The sequence below is a fragment of the Conyzicola nivalis genome, from assembly GCF_014639655.1.
Classification (GTDB): Bacteria; Actinomycetota; Actinomycetes; order Actinomycetales; family Microbacteriaceae; genus Conyzicola; species Conyzicola nivalis.
Map to the genome: position 1 here is coordinate 1,702,379 of NZ_BMGB01000001.1, position 16,523 is coordinate 1,718,901.

Genomic DNA, 16,523 nt, shown 5'->3' on the forward strand with positions numbered 1-16,523 from the left:
AACAAGGAGACACCCACATGCGCAAGTTCATCTTCAACGGCTCGATCATCAGCGCAATCTTCGGTGCTGTCGGCGTGCTGCAGACCACCCGCAAGGGTCCGCGCGACTGGCGCCTCATCCTGATGTGGATCAGCTGGGCCGCGACCCTCGCCATCGCGGTGGGAACCGTCGTCAAGCAGGCCAACGACGCCGACGAACTCGAGGGCTAGACCATGAGAGATTTCGGTTGGGGCTACTCGGGGTTCTCCCACCTGCTCGGCGCGGTGCTCTACGGCGTCTTCGCGCTCATCAGCGTCGCCGTCACGGTGGCGCTCATCTTCTTCGTCGTGCGCTTCCTGATCTACGGCACGAGGGCCGCTCAGCTGTATATCGAGAAGAACTCGCCGCCGAAGCCCGCGGCAGCCGCCGATGCGCCGCACACGCGCGAGCCGGCCGCGCCGACTCCGGCGCCCGCGCCGACCCAGGCTCCTGCGCCCGCGCCGGCCGCGCCCCCGGCTCCGGCTGCCGCGCCCAAGGCGCCGGCCGAAAAGTCGGACACCGCGACCACGCCCGTGCTGCCCTCGACCCCCGTGGTCCCGCCCGCCGACGCCGCCCCGAAGGCCGCGCCCAAGGCGACCCCGGCGATCACTCCCCCGGCCACCAAGAAGCCGCCCGTCAAGAAGACGCCGCAGCCGCCCGTCGCCTGACCCGCCGCAGCCCGACCAGAGGGGCAGACTTTCGACCTTCAGGCACCCGCCGAAGGCTGGTTGTCTGCCCCTCTGTTGCGTTGCGCCGGCGGCGGGGAAACGATTCGACGTCGAAGCAGGCCCTGGGCAGCGTCTGTCTGCCCCTCGGGCCTTGGGTACTCCGGCTCACGCCAGGAAACCGCGCAACAGTACGGCCGAGCCCTCGAGGTGTTCGCTCATCGCCTGCGCGGCCCGGTCGCGGTTGCCGGTGAGGATCGCCGCCACGATCGCCTCGTGCTGCCGGTTCGAGTGCGCGATGTTGATCGGCAGCAGGGGGATATGGTCGAGCAGCTCGTTCACCCGCGTGCGGTTGTCGGCCATCAGCGAGACGAGCGTGGGCGTGCCCACGAGCTGCCCGATGGTCAGGTGCAGCCGCGAATCGAGCCGCCGGTAGTCGAGGGCGGATGATTCGGAGGTCTCGGTAAGCCGCTGCCAGAGCCCGTCCCGGTCGTCCGCCGAGAGGCTGCGCCCGGCTGCGGCGCGGGCAGCCCCCACCTCGAGGATCTCGCGCAGGCCGAGCACGTCGTCGATCTCGGCCGCCGTCGGCAGCGCCGTCTCGGGTTCGCCCCCGCCCTCGGCCGGCAGCCTCTCGCTCACGAAGGTGCCGCCGTACCTGCCGCGCCGCGCGACCAGGTAGCCGGCGTCGGACAGCGACCGGATGGCGTCACGCACGGTGTCGCGGCTCACCGAGAAGCGCGCCGCGAGGTCGCGTTCCGGCGGCAGGGCTCCCCCGGGTTCGACGATGCCGAGCCGCACGGCCTGCAGCAGTCGCGCGACCGTGTCCTCGAACGCGTTGCCGCTGCGAACCGGGCGGAACACCACGTCGTCGGCCAGGCTGGCGGGAGCAGGCAGGCTGGCGGGCGCGGCCACGCCCTGCACCGGGGTCACCGGAGCGGAACCCGGCACGGTGTCCGTGGGGGTTGCCGCTTCCGTGTCATCCGCCATTTTTACAAGGGTGTCACATAGGCGGAGCTGATCCCGCCGTCGACCATAAACGTCGACGCCGTGATGAAACTCGCGTCGTCGCTGGCGAGGAAGGCGACCGCGGCCGCAAGCTCCTCGGCCTCGGCGAACCGGCCGACCGGGATGTGCACGAGGCGGCGCTGGGCGCGCTCCTGATCCTTCGCGAACAGTTCCTGCAGCAGCGGCGTGTTGACCGGGCCGGGGCAGAGCGCGTTGACCCGGATCCCCTGTCGCGCGAACTGCACGCCGAGTTCCTTGGTCATCGCGAGCACGCCGCCCTTCGACGCCGTGTACGAGATCTGGCTGGTCGCCGACCCCATCACGGCCACGAACGACGCCGTGTTGATGATCGACCCGCGCTGTTGCGCGACCATGTGACGCAGCGCGGCGCGCGAGCAGAGGTAGACGCTCTTCAGGTTGACGTCCTGCACTCGCTCCCAGGCCGGAAGCTCGGTGGTCTCGATCGAGTCGTCGTCCGGCGGCGAGATGCCGGCGTTGTTGAACGCGATGTCGACCGAGCCGTAGGTGGCCGCGGCCGTGTCGAACAGGGTGTTCACCTGGTCCTCGTCGGTCACGTCGACCTTGACGAACAGTCCGCCGACCTCGGCCACCGCGGCCTCTCCGGTCTCGGCGTTGAAGTCGCCGATGACGACGGTCGCGCCCTCCGCGGCGAAGCGGCGCGCGGTGGCGAGTCCGATCCCGGATGCTCCCCCGGTGATCACGGCCACCTTGCCCGCGAGTCGCTGGGTGAGGTCGATCTTGGCTATCGCCATTGCTGCTCCTGTGTCGGTCGGCCCTTCGACAGGCTCAGGGACCGGTCCCTGAGCCTGTCGAAGGGCTAGTCGGTGCTGATGAAGACGTTCTTGGTTTCGGTGAAGGCGGTCGCGGCGTCGGGGCCGAGTTCACGGCCGAGGCCGCTCTGCTTGAACCCGCCGAACGGCGTGGAGTAGCGCACCGAGGAGTGCGAGTTCACCGAGAGGTTGCCACTCTCGACGCCGCGCGAGACGCGCAGGGCGCGGCCGATGTCGCGGGTCCAGATCGAGCCGCTGAGCCCGTAGACGCTGTCGTTGGCGAGGTCGATGGCGTCGGCCTCGTCGTCGAACGGCAGCACGCTGACCACCGGTCCGAAGATCTCGTCGGTGACCACCCGGTCGGTGCGCGAACCGGGCAACAGCACGGTGGGCGGGAACCAGAAGCCGGGCCCGTCCGGGGCGCTGCCGCGGAACGCCACCTGACTGTCGTCGGGCACGTACGACGCCACCTTGTCGAAGTGCGCCCTGGCCACGAGCGGACCCATCTCGGTGGATTCGTCGTGCAGGTCGCCGACCACGACTCCCTGCACGGCGGGTTCGAGCAGTTCCATGAACCGGTCGAAGACGCTGCGTTCGACCAGGATGCGGCTGCGCGCGCAGCAGTCCTGGCCCGCGTTCTCGAAGACCGCGTACGGCGCCGTCGCCGCGGCCTTCTCGAGGTCGGAGTCGGCGAACACCACATTGGCGCTCTTGCCGCCCAGCTCCAGGGTGACCGCCTTCACCTGCTGCGCGCATCCGGCCATCACCTTCTTGCCGGTCGCTGTCGACCCGGTGAAGACGACCTTGCGCACGAGTTCGTTGGTGACGAACCGGTCGCCCACCACGTCGCCGCGACCCGGGAGGGTCTGGAACAGTCCCTCGGGCAGGCCGGCCTCGAGCGCGAGTCCGGCGAGCCGGAGGGCGGTGAGCGGCGTCCACTCGGCGGGCTTGAGCACGACGGCGTTGCCCGCGGCGAGCGCCGGGGCGAACCCCCAGGCGGCGATCGTCATGGGGAAGTTCCACGGCACGATGATGCCGACGACCCCGAGCGGCTCGAGGAAGGTCACGTCGATGCCGCCGGCGACGGGAATTGTTTTGCCGATCATGCGTTCGGGTGCGGCGGCGTAGTAGTTGAGCACGTCGCGCACGTGGCCGGCCTCCCAGCGGGCCTGGGAGATCGGATGACCCGAATTCATCACCTCCAGTAATGCGAGTTCCTCGATCGCACCCTCGACGGCGAGGGCGAAGCGGCGAATCCCCGCCGCCCGTTCGGCCGGGGGAAGCGCCGCCCACGTCTTCTGCGCGGAGACCGCGTGCAGGATCGCGTCGTCGACCTCGGCGAGCGTCGTGTGTGCGAGCGAGCGGATGACCGTCTCGTCGGCGGGGTTGATGAGCGTAACGGACGTCACTTGCGATACTCCTTCGCGGCCTCGACCAGTCCGGCGAACAGCCGCAGGTCGTCGGCGTTCTCTTCCGGGTGCCACTGCACGGCGAGACCGAACGGCACCCCGTCCACCTCGACGGCCTGGATCGTTCCGTCGTCGCTGCGCGCGCTCACCACCAGCCCGTCGGCCAGCTCGTCGATCGCCTGGTGGTGGTACGAGTGCACCTTCAGCGCCGCGGGCTCGTCGAGCAGGTCGCCGGCGATCGTGCCGGCGTGCACCTCGACCGAGTTCTCACTGAACCTGCCGTACCCGGCGTTGTACCTTGTCGACCCGATCACGTCGGGGAGGTGCTGGTGCAGCGTGCCGCCGAGCGACACGTTGAGCAGTTGCAGGCCGCGGCAGATGCCGAGGAACGGCAGCTCCCGCACGATCGCGCCGGTGAGGAGTGCGTCCTCCCACGCGTCGCGTTCGAGGCGGGGCTCGTCGGTCGTGGTGTGTGGCTGCTGGCCGTAGCGGGCGGGATCCACGTCTTTCCCACCCGTGATGATGAGGCCGTCGAGGCCGTCGAGCACGCGGTCGGTGATGGCGGTGTCCACCGGCTGCGGCGGCAGCAGCACGGCGATGCCGCCGGCGCGGGTCACCGCGTCGAAGTAGACCTGGGGCAGGAAGGCGGCCCGCACGTCCCAGACTCCGGACTGCGCCCGCTCGAGGTAGGTGGTGAGGCCGATGAGCGGCGGCGCGGTCGCTGAGCCTGTCGAGGCGCGCCCTTCGACAAGCTCAGGCACCGGTTCACTAGAAGCGCTCAAAACCGCGCGTCCTCTCCCAGTCGGTGACGGCCGCGTCGTAGGCGCGCTGTTCCACGCGCGCGTTGTTCAGGTAGTGCGCTACCACCTCGGGGCCGAAGGCCTCTGCCGCTATGGCGGAGGCGCCGAACAGTTCTGCCGCGTCACGCAGAGAGGTGGGGACGCGGGGCGCATCCGAACCGTACGCGTTTCCCTCGAAGATCGGTTCCAGCTCGAGCTCGTTCTCGATGCCGTAAAGACCGCCCGCGATGAGTGCGGCGGTCGCGAGGTACTGGTTCACGTCGCCGCCGGGCACCCGGTTCTCGACCCGCAGTCCCTGGCCGTGCCCGACGACCCGCAGCGCGCAGGTGCGGTTGTCGAGACCCCAGGCGACGGCGGTCGGCGCGAAGCTGCCCTCGACGTAGCGCTTGTAGGAGTTGATGTTCGGTGCGAAGAACAGGCTGAATTCCCGGGTCGTGGCGATGAGGCCGGCGAGCCAGTGCTCCATGAGCTTCGAGAACCCGTGCGGCCCGTCGCCGGCCATCACGGGGGTGCCGTCTTCGCCGCGCACACTGAGGTGGATGTGGCAGCTGTTGCCCTCGCGCTCGTTGAACTTGGCCATGAAGGTGAGCGACTTGCCGTGCTTGTCGGCGATCTCTTTCGCGCCGTTTTTGTAGATGGAGTGGTTGTCGCAGGTCGCGAGCGCGTGGGCGTAACGGAAGCCGATCTCCTGCTGGCCGAAGTTGCACTCGCCCTTCACCCCCTCGCAGTACATGCCGGCGCCGTCCATGCCGTTGCGGATCTCGCGCAGCAGCGGCTCCATGCGTGTGGAGGCGAGGATCGCGTAGTCGATGTTGTAGTCGCTGGCGGGCGTCAGGCCGGCGTAGCCCTTCGCGAATGCCGAACGGTAGGAGTCGTCGAAGACGATGAACTCGAGCTCGGTGGCCGAGTAGGGCACGAGGCCGTGCTCGGCGAGCCGGGCGATCTGCGCCTTGAGGATCTCGCGCGGCGACTGCACGACCGGCTCCTCGTCGAGCCAGGTGAGGTCGGCCATCACGAGCGCGGTCGCCTCGAGCCACGGCACTACGCGCAGGGTGTTGATATCGGGCATCATCGCCATGTCGCCGTAGCCCTTCGACCACGACGAGATCTCGTAGCCGTCGACGGTGTTCATCTCGACGTCGACGGCGAGCAGGTAGTTGCAGCACTCGGCGCCGTGCGCCGCGAACTCCTCGAGGAAGAGCCGCGCCGACGCCCGTTTACCGACCAGACGTCCCTGCATGTCGGTGAACCCGATGATCACCGTGTCGATCTCCCGGTTGGCGACGAGCTCGGTGAGCCGCTCGATCGTGAGATTTCCCGAGACGGGGGTGGTGGCGAGCGTGGTCATGGCAGCCGATCTGGGTCGAGGGTTCCCTGTGCCGAAATTGCCTTGGCCCGACCATTAGACCACAGTCGGATGCTGCGGCTTCGGCTTTTTTGTAACGCGCTGTTTACAGCCAAAGGTAGACACGCGGTACCAATAGCGGCCATGCTCTCGGATAACCCGATCGTGCTTCCTGGAGGAGAAATGGCTGAGAAGTCAGGCAGAAGCGTTTCCGGCGTCACCTACACGAAGGCGGCCGACGGTTATTTCGAGAAACGCAGCCTCAAGCGCTCCGCCGGCGTCTGGGGCCTCTGGGGTCTCGCCGTCGCGGCCGTCATCTCCGGTGACTTCTCGGGCTGGAACTTCGGCATCGATTTCGCCGGCTTCGGCGGCATGCTCATCGCCTTCGCCATCCTCGTCGTGATGTACTACGGCCTCACCTTCTCGATCGGCGAGATGTCGTCGGCCATGCCGCACACAGGCGGCGCCTATTCGTTCGCGCGTTCGGCGATGGGGCCGTGGGGCGGACTCGTCACCGGGCTCGCCGAGACCATCGAGTACGTCGCGACGACGGCCGTCGTGGTGTTCTTCTCCGCCCAGTACGCCAACTCGATCACCGCGGAACTGTTGAACTTCGACCTCTCGGGCAGCATGTGGATCTGGTGGATCGTGCTCTACGCCGTCTTCATCGCCCTCAACTCGGCCGGTGCCAACATCTCGTTCAAGTTCGCGATCGTCGTCTCGATCATCTCCATCGGCATCCTGCTCGTCTTCTCGGCCATGGCGGTGTTCTCGGGGGTCTTCAGCTTCGACAGCCTGTTCGACAAGGTGCCCGACCCGGGCCAGAGCGAGTTCCTCCCGCACGGGGTCCTCCCGATCCTGTTCGCCCTGCCGTTCGCGATGTGGTTCTTTCTCGGCATCGAGGAGCTGCCGCTCGCCGCGGAAGAGTCCCACAACCCCGCCCGCGACATCCCGCGCGCCGGACTCTGGGCCCGCGGCACCCTGATCGTCACCGGCCTGCTCGTGCTCGTGCTCAACACCGGTGTCATCGGCGCCGAAGCGATGGGCGTCTCGGCCGAGCCGCTGCTCGACGGCTTCCGCGCGATCGTCGGAGACCAGGCGGCCGCGGTACTGGCGCTGCTCGCCCTCGTCGGCCTGCTCGCCTCGCTGCAGGGCATCATGTTCGCCTACGGGCGCAACATGTACTCGCTCTCCCGCGCCGGGTACTACCCGAAGATCTTCTCGCTCACCGGAAAGCGCCAGACGCCGTGGGTCGCGCTTCTCGTCGGCGCCATCCTCGGCTTCCTCGCCCTCGTCGTCGTCGACGTGCTCGGCCGGCTCGACGAGGAGGGTGTCGGCGCCGTCGCCGGAGCGATCGTGCTCAACATCGCCGTGTGGGGCGCGGTCGTGGCCTACTTCCTGCAGATGCTGTCGTTCATCATCCTGCGTCGGAAGTTCCCGAACGCCGCGCGTCCGTACCGCAGCCCGTGGGGCCTCTTCGGCGCCTACTCGGCCGCGGTGATCGCGCTGCTGGTGTTCCTCGGCTTCCTGTTCAACGAGGCGTTCCAACCGGCCATCGTCGCGATCGTCGTCGTCTACGTGGTCATCCTGATCGGGTTCGCCATCTACGGACGCCACCGCCTCGTGCTCTCGCCCGAGGAGGAGTACGCCCTCTCCGGCGGCCTGCACGGCGACCCGCAGGCGGAGGGCTACGACACCATGGAGTCCGAGCTCTTCGACAAGAAGTAGCGGTCACCCCGCCGCCGAACCTGCCCGCCCGGCGCACCGAATGCAGGAGATTTCGCCTCGAGTCACAGATCGGGTGGGATGCGCGGCCATTCGCGCAGAAATCTCCTGCATTTGGTACAGGCGGCGGACGTGAGGGGCGGATGCTGCGCGCGCCGGCCCGGCCGAGCCGCTAGTTCTTGGTGCCGGTCGCCGCCATGCCGACCCCGAGTCCGATCATGGCCACGCCTCCCGTTGCGCCGAGCCGGGCCAGCCGTTTCGGCGAACGCCCGAGCCAGTCGCGGGCGAAGCCGGCCCCGATCGCCCACACGCTGTCGAACACCATGGCGAGCAGCGCGAACACGGCGCCCAGCTCGATCATCTGCAGCGGCACTCCCCCGGCGAGCGGGTCGACGAACTGCGGCAGCACCGCGATGAAGAACACCACGGACTTCGGGTTGCTCACCCCGACCGCCGCGCCCTCGGCGAGGGAACGCCAGCGGCTCGTGGGCGCATCCGAACCGCTCGTCGACGATCGCCGGTTGCGGTGTCGGATGGCCTGCACCCCGAGATAGACGAGGAACGCCGCGCCCGCGAACTTGACGATGGTGAACAGCACGATCGACTGTTCCAGGAGCACCCCGAGTCCGAGGGCGATCGCGACCACCTGCACGAACATGCCGATCGCGTTGCCCACCACGCTGAGCAGCGCGCCCACGCGGCCGATCGCGAGGGCGCGGCCGACGACGAACAGAACGCTCGGCCCGGGCAGCACGACCAACAGCAGGGCAGCGAGCGTGAACGCCACGAGATTTGCGCTGGATACCATGCGCCGATGCTAGCGCGACCGCGGAATTATCGACACGCGCCGCGTAGCGTTCAGGGTTACGATTGACGCTCGCACCGACCGACCGACCGACCACCACCGACCGACCACCACCGACAACCGAGCGGAGGGATTCCCGTGACCGAGCTGGCTCCCCAGGTCAAGGCGGTCCGCGGTCGGGCGATCGACGCGCGCATCCTCAGCGTGACGCTCGACATACTGCGTGGTCACGGCCCGGCCGCCGTGAACATCGAGGCCGTCGCCGCGAAGGCCGGCATCGCGAAAACGACCATCTACCGTCGCTACGACTCGCGCGAGCACCTGCTGCGGGCGGCGATCGAGTCGTCCACGGGCGAGGTCGCCATCCCGACCGACCTGCCCACCTACGAGACGTTCAAATGGCTGCTGCACGATGCGGCACGGATGGCCGAGAACATGGTGGGGCGGGGCGCCGCGGCATCCATCATCCTCAACGACCATCCCGAATCGAACGACCTGATGCGCGAGATGATCAAGGCCCGCTCGGTGCGGCTCACCGAGTTTCTGCACGAGCGGGTGGCGGCGGGCGACCTCAAGGCCGACCTCGACATCGGCCTCGCCGCCACCGTGCTGCTCGGCGCCCTCTTCGGGCAGCTGATCCGCGGCGGCGAGCTCGACGACGAGTGGGCAGACTCCGTGCTGGAGCTGCTCTGGCCGGGATTCTCGGCGTGATAACCGTTTAGTAGGTGATCACCTTGTCGGGGTTGAAGTTCTTCTTCGGGTCGGCAGCGGTGAACAGCCCGCTCATCAGCGCGACACCCTCGGTGGAGATGTCCTGCTCTAGCCAGGGCGCGTGCTCGCGACCGACACCGTGGTGGTGCGAGATCGTTCCGCCGTGGTCGACGAACGCCTGCTGGATGGCGCGCTTCACGACGTCGTACTGCGCGATCGCGGTGTCGCCGCCGTGCACGAAGGCGAACGTGAAGTAGAGGCAGGCCCCCGAGTGGTACGAGTGCGAGAGGTGGCTCATAATCCAGCCGGGCGTGCCGATCTGCTCGTAGGCCTCGTTCGCCGCCGCATACACGGCGTCGTGGATCTCGTTGAGGCGCGACCAGGGCGCGGCCGTCTCCGACACGTCGGCCGCGGCACCGCGGTCGAGCAGGAAGTCGCGCAGGTACGGGGTGTCGAACTTCTTCTGGTCGTAGAGCACGCCGGGGCCCTTGCCCACGCCGAGTCCGCCGTGCTTCTTCACGATGCGCGCGACGATCTTCTTCTCGTAGGCGACGTGGGACTTGCTGCCCTCGAAGCCGATGAACGACAGGTTGATGCCCTCGAGGTCCCAGCCGCGACGCTTCAGGTAGGCCATCAGGACCTTCTGCGGGTCGAAGCCGGTCTTCGCCTTGCCGGTGGCGAACGAGAAGCCGCTCTCGCGGGCGTCGGAGACGCGGGTCACGGTCGGTCGGGCGTCGCTCTCAGAGATCTCGTGCATCGCGGCGATGCCAGCCTCCCAGTTCGGGAAGAGGTAGCCGTTGATCTCGCGCACCTCGGGGGTGCGGTGCACCTGCACGGTGACCTCGGTGATGACACCGAGCCTGCCCTCACTGCCGAGGATCATCTCGCGCACGCTCGGCCCGGTGGAGGCGGAGGGAACGGGACGGATGTCGACGATGCCGGCCGGGCGCACCATGCGCAGGCCGCGGGCGATGTCGGCGATGTCGCCGTACTTGTCGCTCTGCATCCCCGACGAGCGGGTGGCCACCCAGCCGCCGAGGGTGGAGTGGGTGAAGCTGTCGGGGAAGTGGCCCATCGTCCAGCCCCGCGCGCCCAGCTGCTCCTCGATGAACGGTCCCTGCGCGCCGGCTTGGATGCGGGCGAGGCCAGAGCCCTCGTCGATGGAGACGACCTTGTTCAGGCGTCCGAGGTCGAGCGAGATGACGACGCGGGCCTCGCCCGGGTGTGGCTCGAGGCTGCCCGAGATGTTGCTGCCGCCGCCGAAGGGGATGATCACGGCGTTGGCCGCCACGGCGGCGGAGACCACGGCGGAGACCTCGGCCTCGTCGGCCGGGTAGACGACGACGTCGGGCATGCGCGGCAGGTCGCTCGCACGGATGCGCAGCAGGTCGCGGATGCTCTTGCCGTAGGTGTGCACGAGGCGCAGCTCGTCGTCGACGATCGCGTTGTCGGTGCCGACGATGGCACCGAGCTCGGCGAGGAACGCCTGGTCGATCGTGCTCGACGGCAGCGTCAGGTCGGAGAAGGAGACGCTCGAGCCGGCGCTGCCGTCGAGCTCGAGTCCGACGGCCTTCTTCACGAAGGGGGCGAATGCGGGCTTGTTGTCGTAGGTGAACGCGATTCCTTCGACTCCCCAGCCCCACCACTTCATGTGCTTGACGTTCGCCATGGTTCCACTTTCTTGTGACGCTGATTCGGTACGGGGTCTGATTCGAGACGGCTGAGGCTACGCGGAGTGCGCCGCGTGCAGGTCCAACACCGTGCGGTGCAGTCTTGCAGAGAAATCGGCGGGGCTCTCGCCCGGCTCGGCGATCATGGGCTCGCCGAAGACGACCACGACGGGTGGGCGGCCCGGTACCGGCCAGTTGCGGCCGGGCGGCATGGCGTCGGCGGCCCCGATGATCGCGACCGGCACGCACGGCGCCCCGACGTGCATAGAGAGCACGGCGGCGCCCGGCTTGAACGGGCCGATGATTCCGTCCTTCGACCGTCCGCCCTGCGGGAAGATCAGCAGCGGCACGCCGCGGCCGAGCAGCTCTTTCGCGAGGCCCGAGCGGGCGCCGCCCCCGCTGCGGTCGACGGGGAAGGCATTGAAGAACAGGGCGGTCGCGGCGCGGCGCCAGGCCACGTCGAAGAAGTAGTCGGCCGCGGCACCCGCGGCGAGATACCGCGCCCGCGCCCGCGGAAGGGCGCCGGTGATGAGGGGCGCATCCAGATGGCTCGAATGGTTCGCCACGACGATGAACGGGTCTTTCAGGTCTTTGAGGGTGTCTTTGCCCTTGACCGTCACCTTGGCCACCGACCAGACGACGCCCTTCAGGATGACGCGCTGGGCGATGAACCGCGCCGCGGCGTGACCCGACGACGAGAACCGGTGGAGGTGCGTGACCTTCACCGGCTTGGCGTCTTTGCCCGTCATGCGTGGGTCTCGACAGAGTCGCTGCGGCTCGACGAGATCTTGCCGGAGATCCAGCGCACGACGCCGCGTGGCAGGTGGTTCACGATGAAGAAGAGGAATTTGAAGCGCGCGGAGGGGATGACCAGGGCGCGCCCCTTCTCCGAGGCGCGGAGTCCGGACTCGATCGTCAGGCCCGCGTCGATCCAGAGGGCGTTCGGGATCGAACTCGTCGTGATGCCGGCGCGGTCGTGGAACTCGGTGTGCACCCAGCCGGGCAGCAGCGCCGTGACGCGCACGCCGGTGCCGCGGAGTTCGACCGAGAGCCCCTCGCTGTAGCTGCGCACCCAGGCCTTGACCGCGGAGTAGCTGCCCATCGCCATGTACCCGGCGACGCTCGAGACGTTGATGATGGCCCCGTCGCCCCTGGCCCGCATGGCGCGGCCGGCCGCCCCGCCGAGGACGAGCACCGACCGGATCATCACCTCGATGGCGCGATCGTGCGAGCTCGTGTCGACGGAGGTGAGCGGCGTGTGGATGCCGAACCCCGCGTTGTTGACGAAGACGTCGATGGGGCGGGCGGCATCCGTCAGTCTGTCGACGACCACCCCGACATCGGTGCGGTCGCTGAGGTCTGCACGCAGCGTCTCGACCGAGCGGCCCGTCGCGCGCAGTTCTGCCGCCATCGAATCGAGCCGTTCCGGGTTTCTCGCGACGAGCACGAGATCGTATCCACGACGGGCGAGGGCCCGGGCGAACTCCGCTCCGAGGCCCGACGTCCCACCCGTGACGAGAGCAGTTGCCATTCGGACAGGATACGCTACGCGGCCCGTATCGTTGATCGAATAGACTTCGGTGCACCAGATTATTTCGGCGGGAAAGAGCAACGTGCACAGTCAGTCAGACGGCCCTCCCGTGGCCGTTCCCGCTCAGGGATTCAGTGTGCGCGACTACGCCCGCACCGCATCCGGCAGCCACCGCGGCGAGATGGATCTCGCCCCCTTCGCCGCGTCTCCCCTGCGCCCCGACACGCTGCGCGCCCTGCGCTACGTGGCCGCGGTCGAGAGCGGAACGATGGGTCATCTGCGCAACGTGCTCGTCACCGCGACCCACAAAGACGCCAGGGTCACCGCGTTTCTCGGCACCTGGGCCTTCGAGAAGTTCTGGATCGCCGACGCGCTCCAGCACGTTCTCGACGCCCACGACACGACCCTCCCCACGCCCAAGCAGCGATCGCGCGTCGCGGCCTTCTTCGGCGAGATCCGGGAGCGCGTGCGCCCCATCACCGGGTCGATCCGCGCCAACAAGCTCGGCGAAGACATGATCGCGGTGCACATGACCCTCGGCACGATAGACGAGTGGATGACACAGGCTGCCCTGGCCCGCATCGTGGCTCTCGACCCCAACCCCGCGCTCGTCGCGATCGTCGACCGGCTCGTGGCCGTGCAGCAGCGCCAACTCGAATTCTTCGAGGCGCAGGCGCGCGACCGGCTCGCATTCGCCGAGCACACCCGTGTCACCGTCGCCCGCCAGATCGCCGGAGCCCAGTGGCCCATCGGCGCCGAGGCCGAGGCGAAATCCGAGACCGACTTCTTCTACTCCTACCTCTTCGCCAGCGCCCCCGGCATCGCCGCGGCCATCGACGCGAAGATCTCCTCTCTCCCCGGCCAGGAAGGGCTCCCCCTCATTTCACGCGCAGTAGCAGCACACGGCGGTCGCGCCGCATGAGTGCAGCAGAGAAGAAATCCGGCCTCGCCGGCGCCCACGTCTTCCTCACGGGAGCCACCGGTTTCGTCGGCCAGGCGGTGCTCGAGCGCCTGCTCTCGTCGTACCCCGACACCCGCGTCTCAATCCTCGTGCGCACGAAGGGCAGCGCCACCACCGAGACGCGCCTCGCCAACCTGCTGCGCAAGCCGGTGTTCTCGGCGTGGAAGGAGAAGGTCGGCGACGAAGAAGCCGCCCGCATTCTCGCCGAGCGCGTGACTGTCGTCTCGGGCAGTCTCACCTCGATCTCCGAGTTGCCCGGCGACATCGATGTGGTGATCCACGGTGCATCCACCGTCTCGTTCGATCCGCCCATCGACGAGGCCTTCGACACCAACGTCGGCGGCGCTCTCGGCCTCTACGGCGCACTGCTGGCTTCCGGCTCCGACCCGCACGTCGTGCACGTCTCCACCTGTTACGTCGGCGGCATCCGCAAGGGCATCATGCCCGAGGCGTCGCTCACCCACGAGGTCGACTGGCGAGCCGAGGCCGCCTCGGCAGCGAAGGCGCGCGAACAGGTCGAGCTGGCCTCGCGCGAGCCCGAGAGCCTGCGGCGGTTCATCAACCGTTCGCGTGCCGTGAACGGCAAGGCCGGGCCGCAGGCCGTCGCCCGTGCCGCCGAGACCGCCCGCGCCGAGTGGGTCACGAAAGAGCTGGTCGACTACGGCCGCACCCGCGCCGAGAGCCTCGGCTGGACCGACGTGTACACGCTCACCAAGGCCTTCGGCGAGCGCGCGGCCGAGGAGCTGTGGGCCCAGGCCGGCCACCGCCTCTCCGTGGTGCGACCCGCCATCATCGAGAGCGCGCTGCACCACCCGTTCCCCGGCTGGATCGACGGGTTCAAGGTCGCCGACCCGCTCATCCTCGCCTACGGCCGCGGCCAGCTGCCCGACTTCCCCGGCCTGCCCGACTCGATCCTCGACATCATCCCGGTCGACTACGTCGTTAACGCCATCATCGCGGCGGCGGGCACCGATCCCGACCCGGCAGACCCGCAGTACTACCACGTCAACTCCGGCGCCTCGAACCCGCTGCCGTTCCACGAGATGTACGAGAACGTCAACGAGTTCTTCACCGCGAACCCGCTCCCCCACGAGGACGGCCACATCAGCGTCCCGCTCTGGCGCTTCCCGGGCGCCCGCAAGGTGGAGCGTGCGCTCAAGCGCCGCGAAGACATCGCCGAGTTCGCCGAACGCACCATCACCCGGCTGCCCTCCACCAAGCGCACCCAGAAGTGGCTCGACGGCGTGCACGTCAACCAGAACGCGCTCGAGACGCTGCGTGGCTACACCGAGCTCTACCGCGCCTACGTGCAGACCGAGATCATCTTCGACGACAGCAACGCGAAGAAGCTGCACAACTCGATCCCCGCGGAGATGCGGGCCGATCTCGGCTTCGACGTCGCCGCGATCGACTGGAACGACTACTTCCAGCGCGTGCATTTCCCCGCTATCACCGCTCTCACGAACGCGTTCGCGAACCGCCCGCAGGGAAACAAGCGTGCGCAGCGCGCCCTTCCCAAGCGGTCGGATGTCGTGGCCGTCTTCGATCTGGAAGGCACCGTTCTCGAGTCCAACCTCGTGCAGCAGTACCTCTGGCTGGGCATCACGAAGACGTTCATGGCGCGCGAGCTCGCCAGCCTGGCCGTCTCGATCCCGAAGTACCTGCGCGCGGAACGCCACGACCGCGGCGAGTTCATCCGCACGTTCATGCGCCGCTACGAGGGCATCAGGGTGTCGCGCATCGAGGCGCTCGTGCGCGGCCGGTTCGGCCGCCAGCTGATCAACCACGTCTACCCCGACGCGCTGCGCCGGGCTCAGGAGCACCGCGAGGCCGGCCACCGCACCGTGCTCGTCACCGGCACCATCGACCTCATGACCACGCCGCTCGCGCCGTTCTTCGACGAGGTCGTCGCCGGCAGCATGCACGAGCGCGACGGTGTGCTCACCGGCTACCTCGCCACGCCCCCGCTCGTCGACGAGGCACGCGCCTCGTGGCTGCGCGAGTACGCGAAGCAGCACGGCCTGAACCTTAGCCAGTCCTACGGTTACGGCGATTCCCACGCCGACGTGCCCTGGTTGCAGCTGCTCGGCAACCCGACCGCGGTGAACCCCGACACCCAGCTCTACAGCCAGGCGCAGGCCAAACGGTGGACTATCCAGTCGTGGGCCACTACGGCCAAACTGGGACGGCCCTCCGCTCCGAACGCTTCGGTATCCCCGACCGACGAGAAAGCTGTCTCCCATGGCGTTTGACATCGACAAGTACACCGCGACCAGCGTCAACGTGAACTGGAGCGACCTCGACTTCGACGAGTTCAAAACGAACCCGTTGCCCGCATCGACGCTCCGCAGCCTGCGCTACATGTGCGACATCGAGTACCACACGGTCTGCTACCTGCGCGACATGCTCGTGACGCCGTCGCACAAGGACCCCGAGGTTTCGGCGTTTATGACCATGTGGAACCGCGAGGAGTTCTGGCACGGTGAGGCCCTCGCCGAGGTGCTGGGTGCGCACGGCATCACCGTCGACTTCGACCAGCTCAAGGCCACCCGCCTCAAGCTGGGCTGGAAAGACAAGCTGGATCCCGTGAAGCAGTCGCTGCTCGGCAACATCGTGGGCAAGGACTTCATCGCCGTGCACATGATCTGGGGGGCCGCAAACGAGTGGTCGGCCGTCGCCGCCTACAACCGCCTGGCCGAACTCGAGAAGCACCCGGTGCTGGCCGTGCTGCTCAAGCGCATCGCCAAGCAGGAGGCCAAGCACGTGGCCTTCTACGCCACCCAGGCGCGCGAGCGTCTGGCCAGCAGCAAGAAGGCGCGCGTTATCGCCCGCTTCGCGCTGAAGAAGGCGTGGGGGCCGGTCGGCTCGAGCGTCATGGAGCCCGAGGAGGTGACCCACGTGATGGGCCACCTGTTCGCCGGCGAGGAGGGCATGCGTGAGATCCGCAAGCTCGACGACCACATCTCGCGGATGCCGGGGCTCGAGGGTCTCGAGATCGTGGAGACCGCGATGAAGAAGTACGGCGTCGCCGCCTAGGCACTCTTTTCGTCGGTCGCGGCCGGTCGTACTATGGGCGCGAGGTGATCG

Annotated in this window: 16 protein-coding genes; 7 read left to right on the forward strand and 9 right to left on the reverse strand. The window is 68.3% G+C overall.

What is annotated here, in order from left to right; all coding sequences use genetic code 11:
- The first annotated feature begins 17 nt into the window (after positions 1 to 17).
- Together IEV96_RS08440 and IEV96_RS08445 are read left to right on the forward strand one after the other, a co-directional pair.
- On the forward strand, positions 18 to 209 hold the full coding sequence (locus IEV96_RS08440; RefSeq protein ID WP_188510188.1) for a hypothetical protein: 192 nt from the start codon (positions 18 to 20) through the stop codon (positions 207 to 209).
- Positions 210 to 212: 3 nt separating this feature from the next.
- Positions 213 to 686, forward strand: coding sequence for a hypothetical protein (locus IEV96_RS08445; protein ID WP_188510189.1), 474 nt, complete (start codon positions 213 to 215; stop codon positions 684 to 686).
- Positions 687 to 851: 165 nt separating this feature from the next.
- On the opposite strand, the gene IEV96_RS08450 is transcribed toward IEV96_RS08445, so the two are convergent.
- The 5 genes from IEV96_RS08450 to IEV96_RS08470 form a co-directional block, all read right to left on the reverse strand.
- Positions 852 to 1,670 carry a FadR/GntR family transcriptional regulator gene (locus IEV96_RS08450; protein ID WP_188510190.1) on the reverse strand — a complete coding sequence of 273 codons (819 nt, stop codon included), beginning with the start codon at positions 1,668 to 1,670 and terminating at the stop codon, positions 852 to 854.
- 2 nt (positions 1,671 to 1,672) lie between these two features.
- The gene (locus IEV96_RS08455; protein ID WP_188510191.1) at positions 1,673 to 2,461 is read right to left on the reverse strand and encodes a 3-oxoacyl-ACP reductase; all 789 of its coding nucleotides are present in this window, start codon (positions 2,459 to 2,461) and stop codon (positions 1,673 to 1,675) included.
- 65 nt (positions 2,462 to 2,526) lie between these two features.
- On the reverse strand, positions 2,527 to 3,888 hold the full coding sequence (locus IEV96_RS08460; RefSeq protein ID WP_188510192.1) for an aldehyde dehydrogenase family protein: 1,362 nt from the start codon (positions 3,886 to 3,888) through the stop codon (positions 2,527 to 2,529).
- On the reverse strand, positions 3,885 to 4,649 hold the full coding sequence (locus IEV96_RS08465; RefSeq protein ID WP_188510193.1) for a gamma-glutamyl-gamma-aminobutyrate hydrolase family protein: 765 nt from the start codon (positions 4,647 to 4,649) through the stop codon (positions 3,885 to 3,887). Before IEV96_RS08465 ends, IEV96_RS08460 begins: the two co-directional genes overlap by 4 nt.
- Positions 4,650 to 4,656: 7 nt before the next feature.
- Positions 4,657 to 6,036, reverse strand: coding sequence for a glutamine synthetase family protein (locus IEV96_RS08470; protein ID WP_188510194.1), 1,380 nt, complete (start codon positions 6,034 to 6,036; stop codon positions 4,657 to 4,659).
- Positions 6,037 to 6,216: 180 nt separating this feature from the next.
- Here IEV96_RS08470 and IEV96_RS08475 point away from each other — a divergent pair, with 180 nt between their 5' ends.
- Positions 6,217 to 7,761, forward strand: a complete 1,545-nt coding sequence (locus IEV96_RS08475; RefSeq protein WP_188510195.1) for an amino acid permease — start codon at positions 6,217 to 6,219, stop codon at positions 7,759 to 7,761.
- A gap of 169 nt (positions 7,762 to 7,930) precedes the next feature.
- On the opposite strand, the gene IEV96_RS08480 is transcribed toward IEV96_RS08475, so the two are convergent.
- Positions 7,931 to 8,566 carry a LysE family translocator gene (locus tag IEV96_RS08480; protein ID WP_188510196.1) on the reverse strand — a complete coding sequence of 212 codons (636 nt, stop codon included), beginning with the start codon at positions 8,564 to 8,566 and terminating at the stop codon, positions 7,931 to 7,933.
- A gap of 135 nt (positions 8,567 to 8,701) precedes the next feature.
- Between IEV96_RS08480 and IEV96_RS08485 the strand changes: the two genes are divergently transcribed.
- On the forward strand, positions 8,702 to 9,274 hold the full coding sequence (locus tag IEV96_RS08485) for a TetR/AcrR family transcriptional regulator (RefSeq protein WP_188510197.1): 573 nt from the start codon (positions 8,702 to 8,704) through the stop codon (positions 9,272 to 9,274).
- Between the two features lie 7 nt (positions 9,275 to 9,281).
- On the opposite strand, the gene IEV96_RS08490 is transcribed toward IEV96_RS08485, so the two are convergent.
- The 3 genes from IEV96_RS08490 to IEV96_RS08500 are packed head-to-tail and all read right to left on the reverse strand — an operon-like array spanning position 9,282 to position 12,475.
- Complete coding sequence (locus tag IEV96_RS08490; RefSeq protein ID WP_188510198.1) at positions 9,282 to 10,943, reverse strand: FAD-binding oxidoreductase; 1,662 nt, start codon at positions 10,941 to 10,943, stop codon at positions 9,282 to 9,284.
- Positions 10,944 to 11,000: 57 nt separating this feature from the next.
- Complete coding sequence (locus IEV96_RS08495; protein ID WP_188510199.1) at positions 11,001 to 11,693, reverse strand: lysophospholipid acyltransferase family protein; 693 nt, start codon at positions 11,691 to 11,693, stop codon at positions 11,001 to 11,003.
- Complete coding sequence (locus IEV96_RS08500; RefSeq protein ID WP_188510200.1) at positions 11,690 to 12,475, reverse strand: SDR family NAD(P)-dependent oxidoreductase; 786 nt, start codon at positions 12,473 to 12,475, stop codon at positions 11,690 to 11,692. Before IEV96_RS08500 ends, IEV96_RS08495 begins: the two co-directional genes overlap by 4 nt.
- A gap of 136 nt (positions 12,476 to 12,611) precedes the next feature.
- On the opposite strand from IEV96_RS08500, the gene IEV96_RS08505 reads away from it, so the two are divergent.
- The 3 genes from IEV96_RS08505 to IEV96_RS08515 are packed head-to-tail and all read left to right on the forward strand — an operon-like array spanning position 12,612 to position 16,472.
- On the forward strand, positions 12,612 to 13,397 hold the full coding sequence (locus IEV96_RS08505) for a hypothetical protein (RefSeq protein WP_229733152.1): 786 nt from the start codon (positions 12,612 to 12,614) through the stop codon (positions 13,395 to 13,397).
- Entirely contained in the window at positions 13,394 to 15,688 is a 2,295-nt protein-coding gene (locus tag IEV96_RS08510) for an HAD-IB family hydrolase (RefSeq protein WP_188510202.1), read from the forward strand. The genes IEV96_RS08505 and IEV96_RS08510 overlap by 4 nt, the downstream gene beginning before the upstream one ends.
- Complete coding sequence (locus IEV96_RS08515; RefSeq protein WP_188510203.1) at positions 15,678 to 16,472, forward strand: ferritin-like domain-containing protein; 795 nt, start codon at positions 15,678 to 15,680, stop codon at positions 16,470 to 16,472. Before IEV96_RS08510 ends, IEV96_RS08515 begins: the two co-directional genes overlap by 11 nt.
- Positions 16,473 to 16,523: the final 51 nt, after the last annotated feature.